The 14,591-nt window shown below is 72.8% G+C and carries 15 protein-coding genes; 10 read left to right on the plus strand and 5 right to left on the minus strand.

Annotation, left to right across the window (positions count from 1 at the left end; genetic code table 11):
• Positions 1-64: 64 nt before the first annotated feature.
• From WMF24_RS46410 to WMF24_RS46430, 5 genes are read left to right on the plus strand one after another with little or no spacing between them, the layout of a single operon-like run.
• The gene (locus tag WMF24_RS46410; protein ID WP_437733908.1) at positions 65-688 is read left to right on the plus strand and encodes a response regulator; all 624 of its coding nucleotides are present in this window, start codon (positions 65-67) and stop codon (positions 686-688) included.
• 46 nt (positions 689-734) lie between these two features.
• On the plus strand, positions 735-1,646 hold the full coding sequence (locus WMF24_RS46415; RefSeq protein WP_437733909.1) for an ATP-binding protein: 912 nt from the start codon (positions 735-737) through the stop codon (positions 1,644-1,646).
• On the plus strand, positions 1,643-3,190 hold the full coding sequence (locus WMF24_RS46420; protein ID WP_437733910.1) for a sensor histidine kinase: 1,548 nt from the start codon (positions 1,643-1,645) through the stop codon (positions 3,188-3,190). Before WMF24_RS46415 ends, WMF24_RS46420 begins: the two co-directional genes overlap by 4 nt.
• Positions 3,191-3,204: 14 nt before the next feature.
• On the plus strand, positions 3,205-3,939 hold the full coding sequence (locus WMF24_RS46425; protein ID WP_437733911.1) for a response regulator: 735 nt from the start codon (positions 3,205-3,207) through the stop codon (positions 3,937-3,939).
• A 40-nt stretch (positions 3,940-3,979) separates the two neighbouring features.
• On the plus strand, positions 3,980-4,336 hold the full coding sequence (locus tag WMF24_RS46430) for a response regulator (RefSeq protein ID WP_437733912.1): 357 nt from the start codon (positions 3,980-3,982) through the stop codon (positions 4,334-4,336).
• A 53-nt stretch (positions 4,337-4,389) separates the two neighbouring features.
• Here WMF24_RS46430 and WMF24_RS46435 read toward each other — a convergent pair whose 3' ends face one another.
• Positions 4,390-4,896, minus strand: a complete 507-nt coding sequence (locus tag WMF24_RS46435; protein WP_437733913.1) for a hypothetical protein — start codon at positions 4,894-4,896, stop codon at positions 4,390-4,392.
• A gap of 188 nt (positions 4,897-5,084) precedes the next feature.
• On the minus strand, positions 5,085-5,939 hold the full coding sequence (locus WMF24_RS46440; protein WP_437733914.1) for an aspartyl/asparaginyl beta-hydroxylase domain-containing protein: 855 nt from the start codon (positions 5,937-5,939) through the stop codon (positions 5,085-5,087).
• 140 nt (positions 5,940-6,079) lie between these two features.
• Between WMF24_RS46440 and WMF24_RS46445 the strand changes: the two genes are divergently transcribed.
• From WMF24_RS46445 to WMF24_RS46465, 5 genes are all read left to right on the plus strand, one after another.
• Positions 6,080-8,293 (plus strand): DUF5916 domain-containing protein, encoded by a 2,214-nt coding sequence (locus WMF24_RS46445; RefSeq protein WP_437733915.1) that lies wholly within the window; start codon positions 6,080-6,082, stop codon positions 8,291-8,293.
• Positions 8,294-8,423: 130 nt separating this feature from the next.
• Positions 8,424-9,068 carry a methylthioribulose 1-phosphate dehydratase gene (locus tag WMF24_RS46450; RefSeq protein ID WP_437733916.1) on the plus strand — a complete coding sequence of 215 codons (645 nt, stop codon included), beginning with the start codon at positions 8,424-8,426 and terminating at the stop codon, positions 9,066-9,068.
• Entirely contained in the window at positions 9,065-9,610 is a 546-nt protein-coding gene (locus WMF24_RS46455; RefSeq protein ID WP_437733917.1) for a 1,2-dihydroxy-3-keto-5-methylthiopentene dioxygenase, read from the plus strand. Before WMF24_RS46450 ends, WMF24_RS46455 begins: the two co-directional genes overlap by 4 nt.
• The gene (mtnC, locus tag WMF24_RS46460; RefSeq protein ID WP_437733918.1) at positions 9,607-10,335 is read left to right on the plus strand and encodes an acireductone synthase; all 729 of its coding nucleotides are present in this window, start codon (positions 9,607-9,609) and stop codon (positions 10,333-10,335) included. The genes WMF24_RS46455 and mtnC overlap by 4 nt, the downstream gene beginning before the upstream one ends.
• Before the next feature lie 126 nt (positions 10,336-10,461).
• Positions 10,462-11,343 (plus strand): S-methyl-5'-thioadenosine phosphorylase, encoded by an 882-nt coding sequence (locus tag WMF24_RS46465; protein ID WP_437733919.1) that lies wholly within the window; start codon positions 10,462-10,464, stop codon positions 11,341-11,343.
• Positions 11,344-11,392: 49 nt separating this feature from the next.
• Here the strand turns inward: WMF24_RS46465 and WMF24_RS46470 are convergent, their stop codons facing one another.
• Genes WMF24_RS46470 through WMF24_RS46480 form a run of 3 tightly spaced genes read right to left on the minus strand, consistent with a single transcriptional unit; the run spans position 11,393 to position 14,368 of the window.
• A complete protein-coding gene (locus WMF24_RS46470) occupies positions 11,393-12,544 on the minus strand; it encodes a methionine aminotransferase (protein WP_437733920.1) in 1,152 nt (383 codons plus the stop codon).
• Between the two features lie 53 nt (positions 12,545-12,597).
• Entirely contained in the window at positions 12,598-13,434 is an 837-nt protein-coding gene (locus WMF24_RS46475; RefSeq protein ID WP_437733921.1) for a nicotianamine synthase family protein, read from the minus strand.
• Positions 13,435-13,447: 13 nt separating this feature from the next.
• Positions 13,448-14,368, minus strand: coding sequence for a phytanoyl-CoA dioxygenase family protein (locus WMF24_RS46480; RefSeq protein ID WP_437733922.1), 921 nt, complete (start codon positions 14,366-14,368; stop codon positions 13,448-13,450).
• Positions 14,369-14,591: the final 223 nt, after the last annotated feature.

Raw genomic sequence — 14,591 nt, forward strand, 5'->3', positions numbered from 1 at the left:
GGCCTCTTGCCGCCGGACGCCGCAGCAGAGCCCGATCCCCGCACGAACACACAAGAGGAGCAACGTGAGCCTGTATGCCCAGGAGAGGCTGCGCGTGCTCGTCGTCGACGACGAGCAGAGGATGCTGGACAGCATCGCGGCCATCCTCTCGGACGACGTCGACGTCACCACCTGCAGATCGGCCCACCGGGCGCTCGAGTTGCTGCAGACTGGCCAGTTCCACGTCGTCTGCTCCGACTACAAGATGCCGGGGATGAACGGCGAAGCGCTCCTCCAGCGGGTGGGCGAGCTGCCGCTCTACACGAGCTGCGTGCTGATCACGGGCGCCGAGGAGTACATCCGCTCCAGCGAGGGGGGGCGCCACTACGTGATCCTCAAGCCGTTCGAGCCGGCCCGGATCACCCGCATCGTCCTCGAGCTCGCCCGCCTCGCCCAGACGCGGCGTGCGGTCGGCGGCCTCGCGAGCTCCTCTGCGGGGCGCGAGGCCGCCGCGCCCGCCTCGGGGAGGTTCCCGACGTCCGGGCGGGCGCCGGACGTCCGGGAGCCGCCGGACTCCTCGCAGCGCGCGCGGGTGAGCTCGTTCCCGCCGCCGTCCTCCCGCGCGTCGAGCCACGTCGGCGCGACACGGCTCGGCGATCTCGCGACGCGGCTCGGCGACGTCGGTCTCCCGGGCCGAACCCTCAAGTGACCGCCGGGCGAGGCGGGGAGCGCGCCGAGGAGGGGCTTCGCCTGCGATGATGAGCCGGGATCCGCTCGGCGCGGCGGAGCAGGCCGCGACGGCCGAGGAGATCGTGGCGACGCTGCGCCACGACCTGCGCAACTGCTTCGGGACGATCCGCAATGCGGCGTATTTCATCAAGCGGAAGGTCGCCCGGGAGCAGGTGTTTCGGGACGACCCGCGCGTCGAGCAGTTCATTCACGTCATCGACGAGGAGGCGATCGCGGCGAGCGCGCTCGTCGACGACGTCATCGGGTCGCGGGCGCGCCCCCTGCGCCGGACGGTGAGCGCGAGCGCCCTCGAGTGCGTCCGGACGGCGGCGGCCTGCGCGCGCATCGCGGCGCCCGGGATCCGCGTCGAGGTGGACGCGGCGGACGGGGTGGTCGAGCTCGACCCGGCCGAGCTGTCGCTGGCGGTGCGGTGCCTCGTGGAGAACGCGGCCGAGGCGATGGAGGGCGGCGGCGTCGTGACGCTGCGCGCGGGCGTCGTCGGCGCCCGCTACCGCATCGAGGTGAGCGACACCGGGGCGGGCGTGCCCGAGGCGGAGATCGAGGCGATCACGCGGCCGTTCTACACGACAAAACCAGGCCACCTCGGCCTCGGGCTCAACATCGCCGCGCGCGTGGCGCGGCGCTACCTCGGCACGCTCACCCTCGTCAGCGGCGCGCCGCGCGGGACGCGGGCCTGCATCGAGCTGCCCCTGTCCAGCGCGGCGGGCGAGGGCGGCGCGGGCGGCGCGGGCGGCGCGGAGGGCGAGGGCGGCGCGGGCGGCGCGGCGGGCGAGGGCGGCGCGGCGGGCGAGGGCGGCGCGGCGGGCGAGGGCGGCGCGGGCGGCGCGGCGGGCGAGGACGGCGCGGCGGGCGTAGCCGGCGCGGCGGGCGTAGCCGGCGCGGGCGTGACCGCGGGCGCGGGCGGGGCGCCGCGATGAGCATCCGGACGGGGCTCGCGCTGATCTTCGTCGTGGCCGCGTCGGTCGTCCTGCTCGCGACCCTGGCGCTCCACGTCACCTCCGGCCGGATGGCGCTGCTCCAGCGGCGCTCCGAGCTCGCCTACGAGGACCTCACCCGGCACGTCACGCTCGCCAACGACGCGAGCCGCTACATGCGCGAGGCCGCGGAGATCTCCCTCGGCGGCGGCGACACCGAGGAGCTGCGGCACCTCGGCGCGCTCGTCGCGCGGGACCTCGCCGCGGTGGAGGCGCTCGGCCGGGCCCGGATCGAGGACGAGCGCCTCCGCGGCGGCGAGCCCGAGGCGCAGGCCGAGCAGGCGGGCCGCGCGGCGACCCGTGCGGTGGACGAGCGCCTGCGCCGGATGCGCGTGAGCTTCACGACGATCGCCGGGGACATGGACGAGGTGACCCGCATGGCGAGCGGCGGGAACCGCCTGGCGGCCAACCGGCGGTTCGTCGAGTCACCCGAGCGGGCGTACGAGCGCGGGTTCGTTCCCCACATCGACGCCGCGATCGCCGACGCGCGGCGCGGCGTGGCGCAGAGCTCCGACGAGGCGGGCCGCGCCAGCGCCGAGATCCGGCGCGCGGGGATCGCCCTGATGGCGTCGGCGCTCTTGATCCTCGTCGTGCTCCTCGGCGGCCTCCTGCGCACGATGGCGCGCGGGTTCAGCGCGCTCACCGAGTGCGCGCGGCGCATCGCCGGGGGCGACCTGGGCCACGCCGTGCCCGACCTGGGACGGCACGAGTTCGGGCGCATGGGCGCGGCCCTGCGCCACATGGCCGAGAGCCTGCGCGAGGCGCAGGAGTCCAGGCTGCGCGTCGAGCGGCTCGCCGCGATCGGGCAGCTCGCGGCGAGCGTCGGCCACGAGCTCCGCAACCCGCTCGGCGCGGTCAGGAACGCGGCGTACTACCTCAAGAAGCGCCTCGCCGGCACCGAGCTCGGCGCCGAGCCGCGTGTCGCGCAGTTCCTCGCGCTCATGGAGAAGGAGCTGCTCTCGTGCGCCGGGATCATCGACGATCTCCTGGACTTCGCGCGGGAGCGCCGGCTCTGCCGCTCGGCGTGCCCGCTCGGGCCGCTCGTCGACGACGCCATCTCGGTCGTGCAGGCGCCCGCGCACGTGCGCCTCGCGAACGAGGTGCCGCCCGGGCTGCCGGTGCCGAGCCTCGACAAGGATCAGTTCCGCCAGGTGCTCGTGAACCTGATCCAGAACGCGGCCGAGGCGATCCCGGCCGGGCGCGAGGGGCGCGTCAGCGTCACGGCGCGCGCGTGCGACGGGGAGGTGGTGCTGTCGGTCGCCGACAACGGGGCCGGGATCGACAGCGAGCACCTCGCGAAGATCTTCGAGCCGCTCTTCAGCACGAAGCTGAAGGGGACGGGCCTCGGGCTCGCCATCACCGCCGGCATCGTCCGGCTCCACGGCGGGACGATCGCGGTGGAGAGCGAGCCCGGGGCGGGGACGACGTTCACGGTGCGGCTGCCGCGCGCGGCGGCGCCTGGGCTGGGGGCCGCGCAGCCGGCGTGAGAGGTGGGACGACGATGCAGACGACGAGGCGGGTGCTCGTGGTGGACGACGAGGAGGGGATGCGCGCCACGCTCGCCGCGAACCTCGAGCTCGAGGGCTACGAGGTCGTCGAGGCGCGCGACGGGGCGCACGCGCTCGAGCTCGCGCGGCAGCAGCGCTTCGCGCTCGTGCTGAGCGACGTGAAGATGCCCGGCCTGAACGGCGTGGAGACGTTCCGGGAGCTGCGGCGGATCCAGCCGGGGCTCACGGTGGTGCTGATGACGGCCTTCGCGATCGAGAAGCTCATCGAGGAGGGCATCGGCGAGGGCGTCTACGCCGTCATCTACAAGCCGTTCTCGATGGAGCACCTCGTGCGGGTCGTCGCGCGGGCGCTGGAGTCGCGCCCCGTGCTCGTGGTGGACGACCTGCCCGACGTGGCGGAGGCGATCGTGGCGGGGCTCCGGGCGGCCGGGCTGCGCGCCGAGGCGGTGTACGACGGGTACGCGGCCATCCAGCGCGCCCGGGACGAGGCGGTCGACGTGTGCGTGCTCGACCTCGTGATGCCGGCGCTCGACGGCGTGAAGACGTACGAGCAGCTCCGGCGCATGAGCAAGCAGATCCGGGTGATCGCGATGACCGGGCACGCGCCGCCGGAGATGATCCACGCCTTCACGAGCCGCGGCGGGTACGCCTGCCTGCGCAAGCCGTTCGAGGTGCGCGAGCTGATGCACGCGATCGCGCGCGCCCGGAGCGACCCGCGGTGGTGCTGAGGGCCGCGGGGCAGCGCGCCGCGGGGCGCCGGAGGGCGGCGTGGGCGTAGCGGTGCTGATCGTGGACGACGACGAGGCGTCGCGGCTGGTGCTCGCCGCGCTGCTCGAGGACGAGGGGTTCGAGGTCGACGTGGCGGGCTCGTTCGCCGAGGCCGCCCGGAAGCTCGCGGCGGAGGGCGCGCGGTACGACGTCGCGCTGCTCGACAGGAACCTCGGCGACGGCCGCGGCACCGACCTGCTCGGGCCGCTGCGAGCGCGCCTGCCGCGCGCCAGGGCGGTGCTGCTCAGCGGGACCGGCGACGAGGACCTCGGCGGCGCGCCCGCGCCCGACGCGGCGCTGTCGAAGGGGGGCGCCTTCCCGGAGCTGCTCCAGGCGATCCGGAAGCTGCTCGGGTGAGGCCGCGCGCGGGCAGGCGCGCGCGGGCTATCTGCCAGTTTCGGGGCGCAAGGCTAGCGCCCTTCGCGCGGATCGTGGACGTCGCGCGGGTGAGGCGTGGTCACGGGCGACCCGCTCTCCACGCAATCGCAGACCTGGCAGCCGTTCTGGTCGGTCACGCAGCGCGAGTCCTTGCCGAGGCAGAGCGGGCGATACTCGGTCGGGCAGGCGGCCTTGTCGACGACCGACGGGCTCGGCGTGGCGGACGCGGAGGACACCGCCGTGCAAGGCGAGAATCCGTAGTTGCAGGCGTGGCCGCACCCGAGGGCGCCGCCCGCGGCGATCGCGACGAGCGCGGTGAGCAGCACGAGCAGCATGTCGGAGCGGACGGCGCGCGCCGTGACGCTGCGCCGCGCGGGCGCCTGCCTGGCGCGGGCGTCGGCGGGCGAGGCGGCGGCGTCGCGAGGGCGGACGGCGTCAGCGCGCCGTTCCCGCGCTCGGTGGGGCGCCGGGCGCGCGTCCGCGACGCCCGGCGAGAGGTCTTCGAGCGCGCCTGTCCGTGCGTGCGTGATCTCAAGCATGATAGGCCCGTTCCAGGTAAGCGCGGAGCCCCCGCGAGCCCGCAAGATTCGATGCTATGGAGTTCCGGCGGCGCTGGCAAGCAGGCGTATCTTTCCGCTCCGGGCGCCGCCGGACCCGCCGGAGGCGGTGTGCGCTCGCGGATGTGGGTGAACCTGGGACCGCGGGCAGGGCGCCCGCTGCCCGGGTATCACGCGAGGGCGGGCTGATAAAACGGATGTCCGGGCACGTTGAGGTTCAGGAAGGTGATCTTCTCCTTCAACCACTGATCCCGCCGAGCGGCGTCGCCGCGCCCCTCGAAGTAGCGCGCGAGCAGGTCGTAGCTCGACAGGCTGCCGAGGTCATGGCTGTGGAACACCTTCCGGAACAGGTCCTCTGCGGCGCCCTCTCGCCCGCTGCTCATCAGCGCGTCGGCGTCGCGGCAGAGCTCCGCGAAGCGCTCCTCCGTGAGCCCGGGTTTTTCCCGCACGGCGTCGGGCTCGAGGAGCTCCTTTGCGACGAGCTCTTCCAGGTGGCCGTTCATGTAGCAGTCGAGGATCAGATGGATACGCTCCTCGGAGCCGCGGTTGCAGGCGCCGTGGCGCGTCTCGTGGGGAGACAGCTTCCAGAGAAAGCCGCTCTTCATGTGGACCGAGCGCGACGGCAGGACGATGAGCGCGTCCGGGTTGGTCTTCAGGGGGACGTGGAGCCGGAGCCGGGGAACGCGGCTCAGGTTGTGCGCCCCGTAGTCGGTGTGCTCCCACAGGAACGCGTCCGGGTCGAGCCGCAGCAGCCTGACCCACATCAGCTTGAGGCCTGATCCCTCGATGAAGGCGCGGACCCGGGGCAGCCGCGGGACGACCTCGGTGGGGACTGGCGCGCAGTCCGCGAGGTCGTTCTCCTGCGAGTCGCCGCTCGCGTTGTAGAGCGCGGCGGTCTTCCACCCGCCGGACTGATACCGCGAGTAGTTCTCGGTCCACGGGATGTCGGCGCGCGCGACGTCGTCGAGCATGCCGTCGACGACGTCGCGGGGGATCGCTCCGAGCTGGGACGTGTACTTCAGCATGAGGCCTCCATTCGGCGGAGCCCGGCAGCCAGGGGCGGCCGGGCGAGTCAACCATCGACGCTGCCGCGTGGCCGCCGCGCGCGGCGCCGGGCTTGATCCCGGCGGCGCTCGCTGTTACTGCTAAAGCAACTTGGTTGCAAATGAAATGTAGTTTACGGATGGCGGCGCCGGCGCTCGCCGCCGCCGCGCTGGCGCTCTGCGCGCCGAGGCCCGCGCGGGCCGCGGCGCCCATGCGCCTGCCGAGGCTCGCGGGGCCCGTCGTGGTCGACGGCGCCGTGGACGACGCCGCGTGGCGGGCGGTGGCCCCGGTGCCGGTCGTCGCCTACGAGCCGGTGTTCGGGGGCGCGCCGTCGCAGATCACGGAGATCCGCGTCGCCCACGACGACGAGCACCTCTACCTGGCGGCGCGGCTGCGCGACACGGAGCCGGCGGAGGTGAGGGCCAACTCGCTGTACCGCGACGAGTACGCCGGCGACGACACCGTGGGGCTCATCGTCGATCCCTTCAACGACGACACCACGGCGCTCTGGTTCTACACGATGCCGACCGGCGCGCGCGTGGACGGGACGGTCTCGTCGGACATGGCCTCCGGCGAGCCGGACTGGAGCTGGAACGGCCGCTGGGACGCGGCGGCGCAGAGGACGCGCGACGGGTGGTCGGCGGAGATGCGCATCCCGTTCTCGACGCTCGGCTTCCAGAGCGAGACAGGTCGCGTGACGATGGGCCTGTCGGTGTATCGCTGGCTGGCGCGGCAGAGCGAGCGGCACACCTGGCCGCCTGTCCCGCCGAGGTGGCCGCGGGCCTACGCGAAGCCGTCCAGGCTGCGGGACGTCGTGCTCACGGGCGTCGCCTCGCGCCGCGCGCTGACCATCACGCCCTACGCGCTCGTCGGCTACTCGGTCGAGAGCCCGGCCGCCGCGCGCGGCGCCGGGCGCCGCGCTCCGGACCAGGAGGCGGCCGCGTACAGCGCGGGCGTGGACGTCAAGTACGGGATCACCAGCAACCTGACGCTCGACGTCACCGTCAACACCGACTTTGCGCAGGTCGAGGCGGACGACGAGCAGATCAACCTGACCCGATATCCCCTCTTCTTCCCGGAGAAGCGGCAGTTCTTCCTCGAGCGCGCCGGGATCTTCGAGTTCCCGCTCGCAGGGGACGGCCGGCTGTTCCATAGCCGGCGCATCGGGCTCGCTGACGGCAAGCCGGTGGCGATCCTCGGCGGAGCGCGCCTCGCCGGCCGCGTCGGGCGGTGGGAGATCGGGGCGCTGAGCCTCCAGACGGCGGAGGGCGACGCGCTGCCGTCCGAGAACTTCGGCGTGCTCCGGCTGCGGCGCCAGCTCGACGATCCGCTCTCGAGCGTGGGCGGCATGCTCACGAGCAGGGTCGGGCTCGACGGTCGCTACAACACCGCGTACGGGGTCGACGGCACCCTCCACGTCGTCGGGGACGAGTTCCTCACGCTGCGGTGGGCGCAGAGCGCGCGCTCGAGGCGGCCGGACGAGGCGGAGCCGGCGCGGTGGCTGGACAGCGGCCGCGCGCTCGCGGCGTGGGAGCGGAGGCGCGCCGAGGGGCTCAGCTACCGGGCCGAGCTCGGCTGGGCCGGCGCCGATTTCGACCCCGGCGTCGGCTTCGAGCCGTACCAGGGGTATCGCTCGGCCGACCTCTCCGCGAAGCACGAGTGGCTGCTCGACGCCGGCGCGCCCGTGAGCGCGGCGCGGCTCGGCGCCGAGGGACGGGCGTACCAGCGGAGCCGCGACGATGCCCTCGAGTCGGCGCAGGTCAGCCCGTTCGTGGGGCTCACCTTTGCGAGCGGAGACGAGATCGAGGTGGTGAGCCGCCACCGGCGCGAGGAGGTGTGGGATCGGCTGGTGCTCGGCGGCGAGATCGAGGGCATCGAGGTTCCGGTGGGCCGCTACGACTTCCACCGCGCCGGAGCGGCGCTCTACATGCCAGACGGCCGCAGGCTGCGCTGCGACGTGTCCGTCGAGGCGGGCGGGTTCTATGACGGCTACAGCTTCTCTGCCACGCTGAGCCCGGCGTGGAGCCCGTCGGCCCACCTCGGCCTGGGCGGGGAGTACCGGTTCGACGCGATCCGCTTTCCCGATCGGGGCGCCTCGCTCGACGCGCACATCGCGAGGCTGCGCCTGAAGCTCGGGTTCAATATCCACGCCTCGCTCAGCGCCTTCCTCCAGTACAGCAGCGTCACGGAGCGCACGAGCATCAACGTGCGCCTGCGCCACCACGTCCGCGAGGGGACGGACCTGTGGCTGGTCTATGACGAGCGCCTCGGCGGCGCGGCGGCCGCCCACGAGCGCGCGCTCCTGCTCAAGTACACGCACGCGATCGCGCGCTGAGGCGGCGCCGGAGCCGTGACCGCGCGTCGCCGTGCTCGGGGCCGGCCCAGCGCGGCGAGGAGTAAACGCAAATGAGTTGCATCAATGTGACTCCCGTTGTAGATGGCGGCCCAGGAGAGGACAGGTGAGCATGTCGGCAGCTTCTGCCATGGCGACCTCCTCGGCCTCGTCCACCCTGGCCGAGGCCGCGCGGGAGCTCGTGGAGGTGGGTCGCTTCTTGAGCCTGCGCGGCTTCGTGCCGGCCACCAGCGGCAATTTCTCGCGCCGGCTCGACGCGCGCACCGCGGCTGTCACGCGCTCCGGCGTGGACAAGGGCGAGCTGGCCGAGGCCGACGTCCTGGTGGCGGACATCCACGCGCCGCCGCCGCCGGGCTCCTCGGCGGAGACGCCGCTGCACCTCCATCTCTACCGCGAGCGCCCCGGGGTGGCCGCCGTGCTGCACACCCACTCCGTGGTCAGCGCGCTCCTGTCGTCGCTGCGCGAGGCCGAGGGGGCGATCGCGCTGCGCGGCTTCGAGCTGCTCAAGGCGCTGGGCGACACGCGCACCCACGAGGCGACCGTCGTGATCCCCGTCTTTCCGAACGATCAGGACGTCCCGCGGCTCGCCGAGCGCGTGTCCGCGGAGCTGGCCCGCCGCCCGGAGGCGGTGGGCTACCTCATCGCGGGTCATGGGCTCTATGCCTGGGGCCGATCCGTGCGCGAGGCGCGCCGCCACACGGTGGCGCTGGAACACCTGCTCACCTGCGAGCTCGAGAGGATGAGGCTCTGTCGATGAGTCACCTGACCATCTATCCTGAGGAACAGCCGGACCGGCCGTCGGCCGTGTACACGGATCTCGACGGCATCCGCCGCGAGCTCGGCGCCGTCGGCGTTCGCTTCGAGCGCGTCGACGCCTCCATCCCGCTGCCGGACGGCGCCGGCCAGGAGGAGGTGCTCGCCGCCTACCGCGACGTGGTAGAGGCCGAGCGCGCGGCGCACGGCTACGAGATCGTGGACGTGGTGCGCATGAGGCCGGACGCGCCGAACGCGGAGCAGGCGCGGAAGAAGTTCCTGTCCGAGCACACGCACACCGAGGACGAGTCCCGCGTCCTGGTGGAGGGCAGCGGCTGCTTCTACCTGCACGCCGGGAGGCGGGTGCTCCAGATCGTGTGCACGCGCGGGGATCTCATCAGCGTGCCCGCCGAGATGCGGCACTGGTTCGACATGGGACCTCGGCCCCTGTTCGCGGCCATCCGCTTCTTCGAGCGCCCGGACGGCTGGGTGGGCAACTTCACGGGGAGCGACATCGCGGACCGGTTCCCGAGGTACGCGCCGTGAGCGCGGTGCGCGCGGTCGTCACCGACATCGAGGGGACGACCAGCTCCATCGCCTTCGTGAAGGAGGTGCTCTTCCCCTTCGCCCGCCAGCGCCTCCCGGCCTTCGTGGCGTCGCGCCGGGACGACCCGGCGGTGCGCCGGCACCTCGACGAGGCGCGGGCGCTCGCCGGCGACGCGGCGCCGGGGGACGAGGGCACCGTGGCGCTCTTGCTGCGCTGGATCGACGAGGACCGCAAGGCCACGCCGCTCAAGGCGCTGCAGGGGCTCCTCTGGGCGGAGGGCTACGCGCGGGGCGAGCTCACGGGCCACGTCCACGCGGACGCGGCGGCGGCCCTGCGGGCGTGGCGCGCGCGCGGGCTCCGCCTGTACATCTACTCGTCCGGCTCGATCGCCGCGCAGAAGCTGCTGTTCGGCCACACGGCCCACGGCGATCTGACACCGCTGTTCTCCGGCTACTTCGACACGACGACCGGCCCGAAGGTCGAGCCTCGGTCGTATGCCCTCATCGCCCGGGCGCTCGAGCTGCCCCCCGAGGACATCCTCTTCCTCTCGGACAGCGTGGCCGAGCTCTGCGCGGCCCGCGACGCCGGGCTGCGCACCGCGTGCCTGGATCGGGGCGAGGCGCCCGTCGCCCCTGGGCACGGCCACCCCGTGTTCACGAGCTTCGAACGCCTCGATCCGTCCGCGCTCCCGCGCAGGGAGCGGATGGATGGCCCGGTAGCGTGAGTCGAGCAGAGCACAGCACAAGCAGACTCTCTTCTCTCTTCTCCTCTGTGCCCTCTGTGCCTCTGTGGTTCAAATTTCCCCCTCTCACGGCCTCCCCATCCCGCGCACAACTCCAGGAGCCCTCCCATGTCGCGAACCCCCACTCCCGTGCTCGGCGTCCTCGGCGGCAGCGGCCTGTACCAGGTTGACGGCCTGAGCGACGTCACCTGGCGCAAGGTCTCCTCGCCCTTCGGCGACCCCTCGGACGAGCTGTGCTTCGGCACGCTGGACGGCCACCGCGTGGTGTTCCTGCCGCGGCACGGCCGCGGCCATCGCGTCCCGCCGTCGGAGATCAACTTCAGGGCGAACATCGACGCGCTCAAGCGCAGCGGCGTCACCGATGTCCTCTCGCTGTCCGCGGTGGGCAGCCTGCGCGAGGACCTGCCGCCGGGCAGCTTCGTGGTGGTGGACCAGTTCATCGATCGCACGTTCGCGCGCCACAAGAGCTTCTTCTCGACGGGCGTGGTGGCGCACGTGTCGATGGCGAGGCCTGTGTGCCCGCGGCTGGGCGACGCGGTGATGGCCGCCTGCGAGGGCCTCGACATCAACGTGCGGCGCGGCGGCAAGTACCTCGTGATGGAGGGGCCGCAGTTCTCGTCGCTCGCCGAGAGCGAGCTGTACCGGAGCTGGGGCTGCGACGTCATCGGCATGACGAACATGCCCGAAGCCAAGCTCGCCCGGGAGGCGGAGCTCTGTTACGCGACCGTGGCCATGGTGACGGACTTCGATTGCTGGCACCCGGGCCACGACGCCGTCAGCGTGGACCAGGTGGTCTCCGTGCTGCAGCGCAACGCGGACAGGGCACGCGCGCTGGTGAAGAACGTGGCGCCGCTCCTCGGCAGCCACCAGGGCCCCTGCCGCCACGGCTGCCAGACGGCGCTGGACAGCGCGATCATCACCGCCCCGGAGGCGCGCGATCCCGCGCTCGTCGAGCGGCTCTCCGCGGTGGCCGGCCGGGTGCTGCGCTGAGCGCGGCCGAGGCCCCGGCGCGCGCGGGCGCCTGACGGCGCGCCGCCGCTCAGACCCGGCGCAGCCGCTCCGCCGCGCGCTCGAGCGTCTCGTCCCGCTTGGCGAAGCAGAACCGCAGGACGGGCCCGGGCTCCGCGCCGGAGAGGAACGGGGAGATCGGGATCGCGGCGACGCCGTGCTCGCGGATGAGGCGCAGCGCGAAATCGGCGTCTCGCTCGGTCGTTATGTCGGAGTAATCGACGAGCTGGAAATACGTGCCCTCGCACGGCAGGGGGCGCAGCCGCGAGCCCTCGATGAGCTTCAGGAACCGGTCGCGCTTCGCCTGGTAGAAGGGGGCGAGATCGGCCGCGAGCGGATCGCGCGCCACGACCTCGGCATACGCGAGCTGGATGGCCGCGTTCACCGCGAACGTCACGAACTGGTGCGCCCGCTGGATCTCGGCCGAGAGCGGCTGCGGCGCCGCGCAATAGCCGACCTTCCAGCCCGTCGTGTGGTACGTCTTCCCGAACGAGCTGATGACCACGGAGCGGTCGGCCAGCTCCGGATACCGCGCGAGGCTCTCGTGCCGGCGCCCGTCGAAGACGATGTGCTCGTACACCTCGTCGCCGACGACGAGGGCGTCGGTCCCGTCCACCACCCGGGCGAGCTCGCGCATGTCGTCGGCCGACAGCATCGTGCCGGTCGGGTTGTGCGGCGAGTTGATGAGCAGGAGCCGGGTCCGCGGCGTGATCGCGCGCCGCACCTCGTCCCAGTCGACGCGGTAGTCCGGAAAGCGGAGCGTGACGAACACGGGGGTGCCGCCGTTCAGCAGCACGGCCGGCGCGTACGAGTCGTAGCAAGGCTGGAACAGGATGACCTCGTCGCCGGGCCGGACGAGCGCGGTCAGCGTGCTGAAGATGCCCTCGGTCGCGCCCGAGGTGACCGTGATCTCGGTCGCCGGGTCGTACCGGCGCCCGTAGATCCGCTCGATCTTCGCGGCGAGCGCCTCGCGCAGCGCCAGCACGCCCTGCATGGGGGCATACTGGTTGTGGCCGGCGCGCATGTGGCGGGCCACGGTCTCCACCAGCTCCGGCGCGCAGTCGAAATCCGGGAACCCCTGCGACAGGTTGATGGCGCCGTGCTCGTTCGCGAGGCGCGTCATCACCGTGAAGATGCTGACGCCGGTCGACGGCAGCTTCGATGGGATCGCGGGCGTGGTCATGATGGGCTCCTCGGCCAGGTGCTGACAGGCCGGGACCTTAGCATGTCGCCTCTTCAGCCGGCGATCGGGTCGTGCGCCGGCCGCTCCGCGATGATCACCGAGTTGATCACCTCGTCGTGCGGATGGATCTCCAGGAGCGGCTCGAAGGGCGCCATTCCATGGATGTCGACCTCGGGGTAGAGCAGCGTGCGTAGTCGCTGCGAGCTGCGGACGAGGAGCAGCGCGCCCGGGCGCATCACCCCGTGGAGGTGGTGGAGCAGGCGGACCTTCTCGCGCAGGTTCATGCCGACGAGCGCGGCGAGGAACACGCAGTCGAACTCCGAGAGGTCGGAGCACGACAGGGCGTCGGCGCAGATGAACTCGAGCTTCTCCGCGAGCCCGAGCCGACGCGCGAGCGCGCGGGCGTCGGCGCACGCCTCCTCGTCGACGTCGATGTTGCTGACCGGGAGCCCGAGGCGCTCGGCGAGCAGGATCGAGGTGAAGGGCAGCGGGCCGGAGCCGATGAACAGCACGCGCCGCGGCGGCTCGTCGCGAACGCCCCGCAGGCCGGAGAGCTCGAGCCGGGTCAGCTTCTCGTAGTTCACGGCGTACGGGAAGCTCCGGAGCTCGGCCGCCGGGTCGTCCGCGGCGGCGACGCGCCGCGCCCAGTGGCGCTCCAGCTCGTACTCGCCGCGCGAGCAGACGCGCCAGAGGCCCTCCCGGATCTCGCTCACGGCGGGATCTCCGAGCACCTCGTCGGCCTCGCCGTGCGAGCGCGACATCGAGATGCTCACGAGCTCGCTGAACAGGTGGTTGACCCGCTGGCTCGGCTCGAGGGAGCCCATGCTCGCGAGCTCCTGGTAGATGCGGTGAATGCGTGTTGAAAGCGAAGAATCGATGACCGTGTTCATGAGGCCCTCCAGATCAGCGGAGCCGTTCGTCGGGAAGCCGTTCGTCAGGATCGGTGTGCCAGGGCAACGGAGCGGCGCTCCCCTCGTAGGCCGCCGGCAGGAGGGCGCGGAGCCGCGCCGCGGCGTCCTCGGGCCAGCCCGCCGGCACATACGGGAGCCGCTCATCGAGCCCTGTCCGGAGCGTGAACCGGGCGCGGACGCCCTCGGGGAGAGCGTCGCAGTCCGGGATGTACCAGAGGCTCAGCGCGGTGCGCTCCGCGTCGCTGTCGTTCGCGTGCGTCGCGTGCAGGAGGCGCACGTCGACGACGACGAGGTCGCCGGCCTTGACCGGGATCGAGACCTCGTCGGGGTAGGTCTGGAAGGCGGGCGAGCTCGGATCCCGCATGCGCTCCAGATCCGGAATGCAGGCGCCGCGCAGGGGCTCATGGAGCGGGTGGCGCCTCAGATGGCTGCCCGGGATGGCGCGGAGACAGCCGTTATGGGGCGTCGTGTCCACGAGGTAATAGATGAGGATCAGCTCGTGGGGCGCCGGCTCGTACGCGGCTGGATGGTTCCAGAACGTGCAGTCCTGGTGCCAGAACGTCCGCGGCGTCCTCGGTAGCTTGTTGAAGACGATGCCGTGGAGGTACCGCGGCTCGTCGCACCCGAGGCCGCGGAGGGCCGCGAGCGACCGCGGGTGCGCGATGAGGTCGACGAACCCCGGCTCCCGCAGGATATCGAGCAGGCTGCCGATCGCGGCGTGCTTCTCCTGGTATTCCCTGGACTGCTGCGGCGCGAGGATCCCTCGCGCGAGCGCGCGGTAGCGGCCCACCTCGTCCCGCCCGAGGACGCCGGGGATCACGGCGTATCCCTCCGACAAGAGGCGCGCCCGCTCTGCCGTGCACGGCGATGGTTCGGGAAGAGGGCTCGCGATCGGCTCGACCATCAACTCCATGAGGACTCCCTTCCTGAGCAACGTGCCCCTCCGAATCACGGCGCCGCGACCGACAGGCGGCAGGGAGCGCTGGCCGTCGCGCCGAAGGGCGCACCGGGGCATGGCGGGAGATCTGGCGCGAGCTCGTCGGGCGTGCCGCTGATCTCGAGGCCAGGCGCGCCGCGCGCGAGGGCTTCGCCGCGCGGCTCCGGAGGCTGCTGCGCCGCAAGCATGCCGGGACCGC

The organism is Sorangium sp. So ce1335 (genome assembly GCF_051521615.1).
GTDB lineage: Bacteria > Myxococcota_A > Polyangia > Polyangiales > Polyangiaceae > Sorangium.

What these genes read in the sequence shown, in the direction of transcription:
- WMF24_RS46420 (WP_437733910.1), top strand. Translation starts at nt 1,643, where the DNA reads ATGAGCATCCGGACGGGGCTCGCGCTGATCTTCGTCGTGGCCGCGTCG.
- WMF24_RS46470 (WP_437733920.1), bottom strand. Translation starts at nt 12,544, where the DNA reads ATGACCACGCCCGCGATCCCATCGAAGCTGCCGTCGACCGGCGTCAGC.
- WMF24_RS46435 (WP_437733913.1), bottom strand. Translation starts at nt 4,896, where the DNA reads ATGCTTGAGATCACGCACGCACGGACAGGCGCGCTCGAAGACCTCTCG.
- WMF24_RS46425 (WP_437733911.1), top strand. Translation starts at nt 3,205, where the DNA reads ATGCAGACGACGAGGCGGGTGCTCGTGGTGGACGACGAGGAGGGGATG.
- WMF24_RS46445 (WP_437733915.1), top strand. Translation starts at nt 6,080, where the DNA reads ATGAAATGTAGTTTACGGATGGCGGCGCCGGCGCTCGCCGCCGCCGCG.
- WMF24_RS46450 (WP_437733916.1), top strand. Translation starts at nt 8,424, where the DNA reads ATGTCGGCAGCTTCTGCCATGGCGACCTCCTCGGCCTCGTCCACCCTG.
- WMF24_RS46455 (WP_437733917.1), top strand. Translation starts at nt 9,065, where the DNA reads ATGAGTCACCTGACCATCTATCCTGAGGAACAGCCGGACCGGCCGTCG.
- WMF24_RS46465 (WP_437733919.1), top strand. Translation starts at nt 10,462, where the DNA reads ATGTCGCGAACCCCCACTCCCGTGCTCGGCGTCCTCGGCGGCAGCGGC.
- WMF24_RS46475 (WP_437733921.1), bottom strand. Translation starts at nt 13,434, where the DNA reads ATGAACACGGTCATCGATTCTTCGCTTTCAACACGCATTCACCGCATC.
- WMF24_RS46480 (WP_437733922.1), bottom strand. Translation starts at nt 14,368, where the DNA reads ATGGAGTTGATGGTCGAGCCGATCGCGAGCCCTCTTCCCGAACCATCG.
- WMF24_RS46440 (WP_437733914.1), bottom strand. Translation starts at nt 5,939, where the DNA reads ATGCTGAAGTACACGTCCCAGCTCGGAGCGATCCCCCGCGACGTCGTC.
- WMF24_RS46415 (WP_437733909.1), top strand. Translation starts at nt 735, where the DNA reads ATGATGAGCCGGGATCCGCTCGGCGCGGCGGAGCAGGCCGCGACGGCC.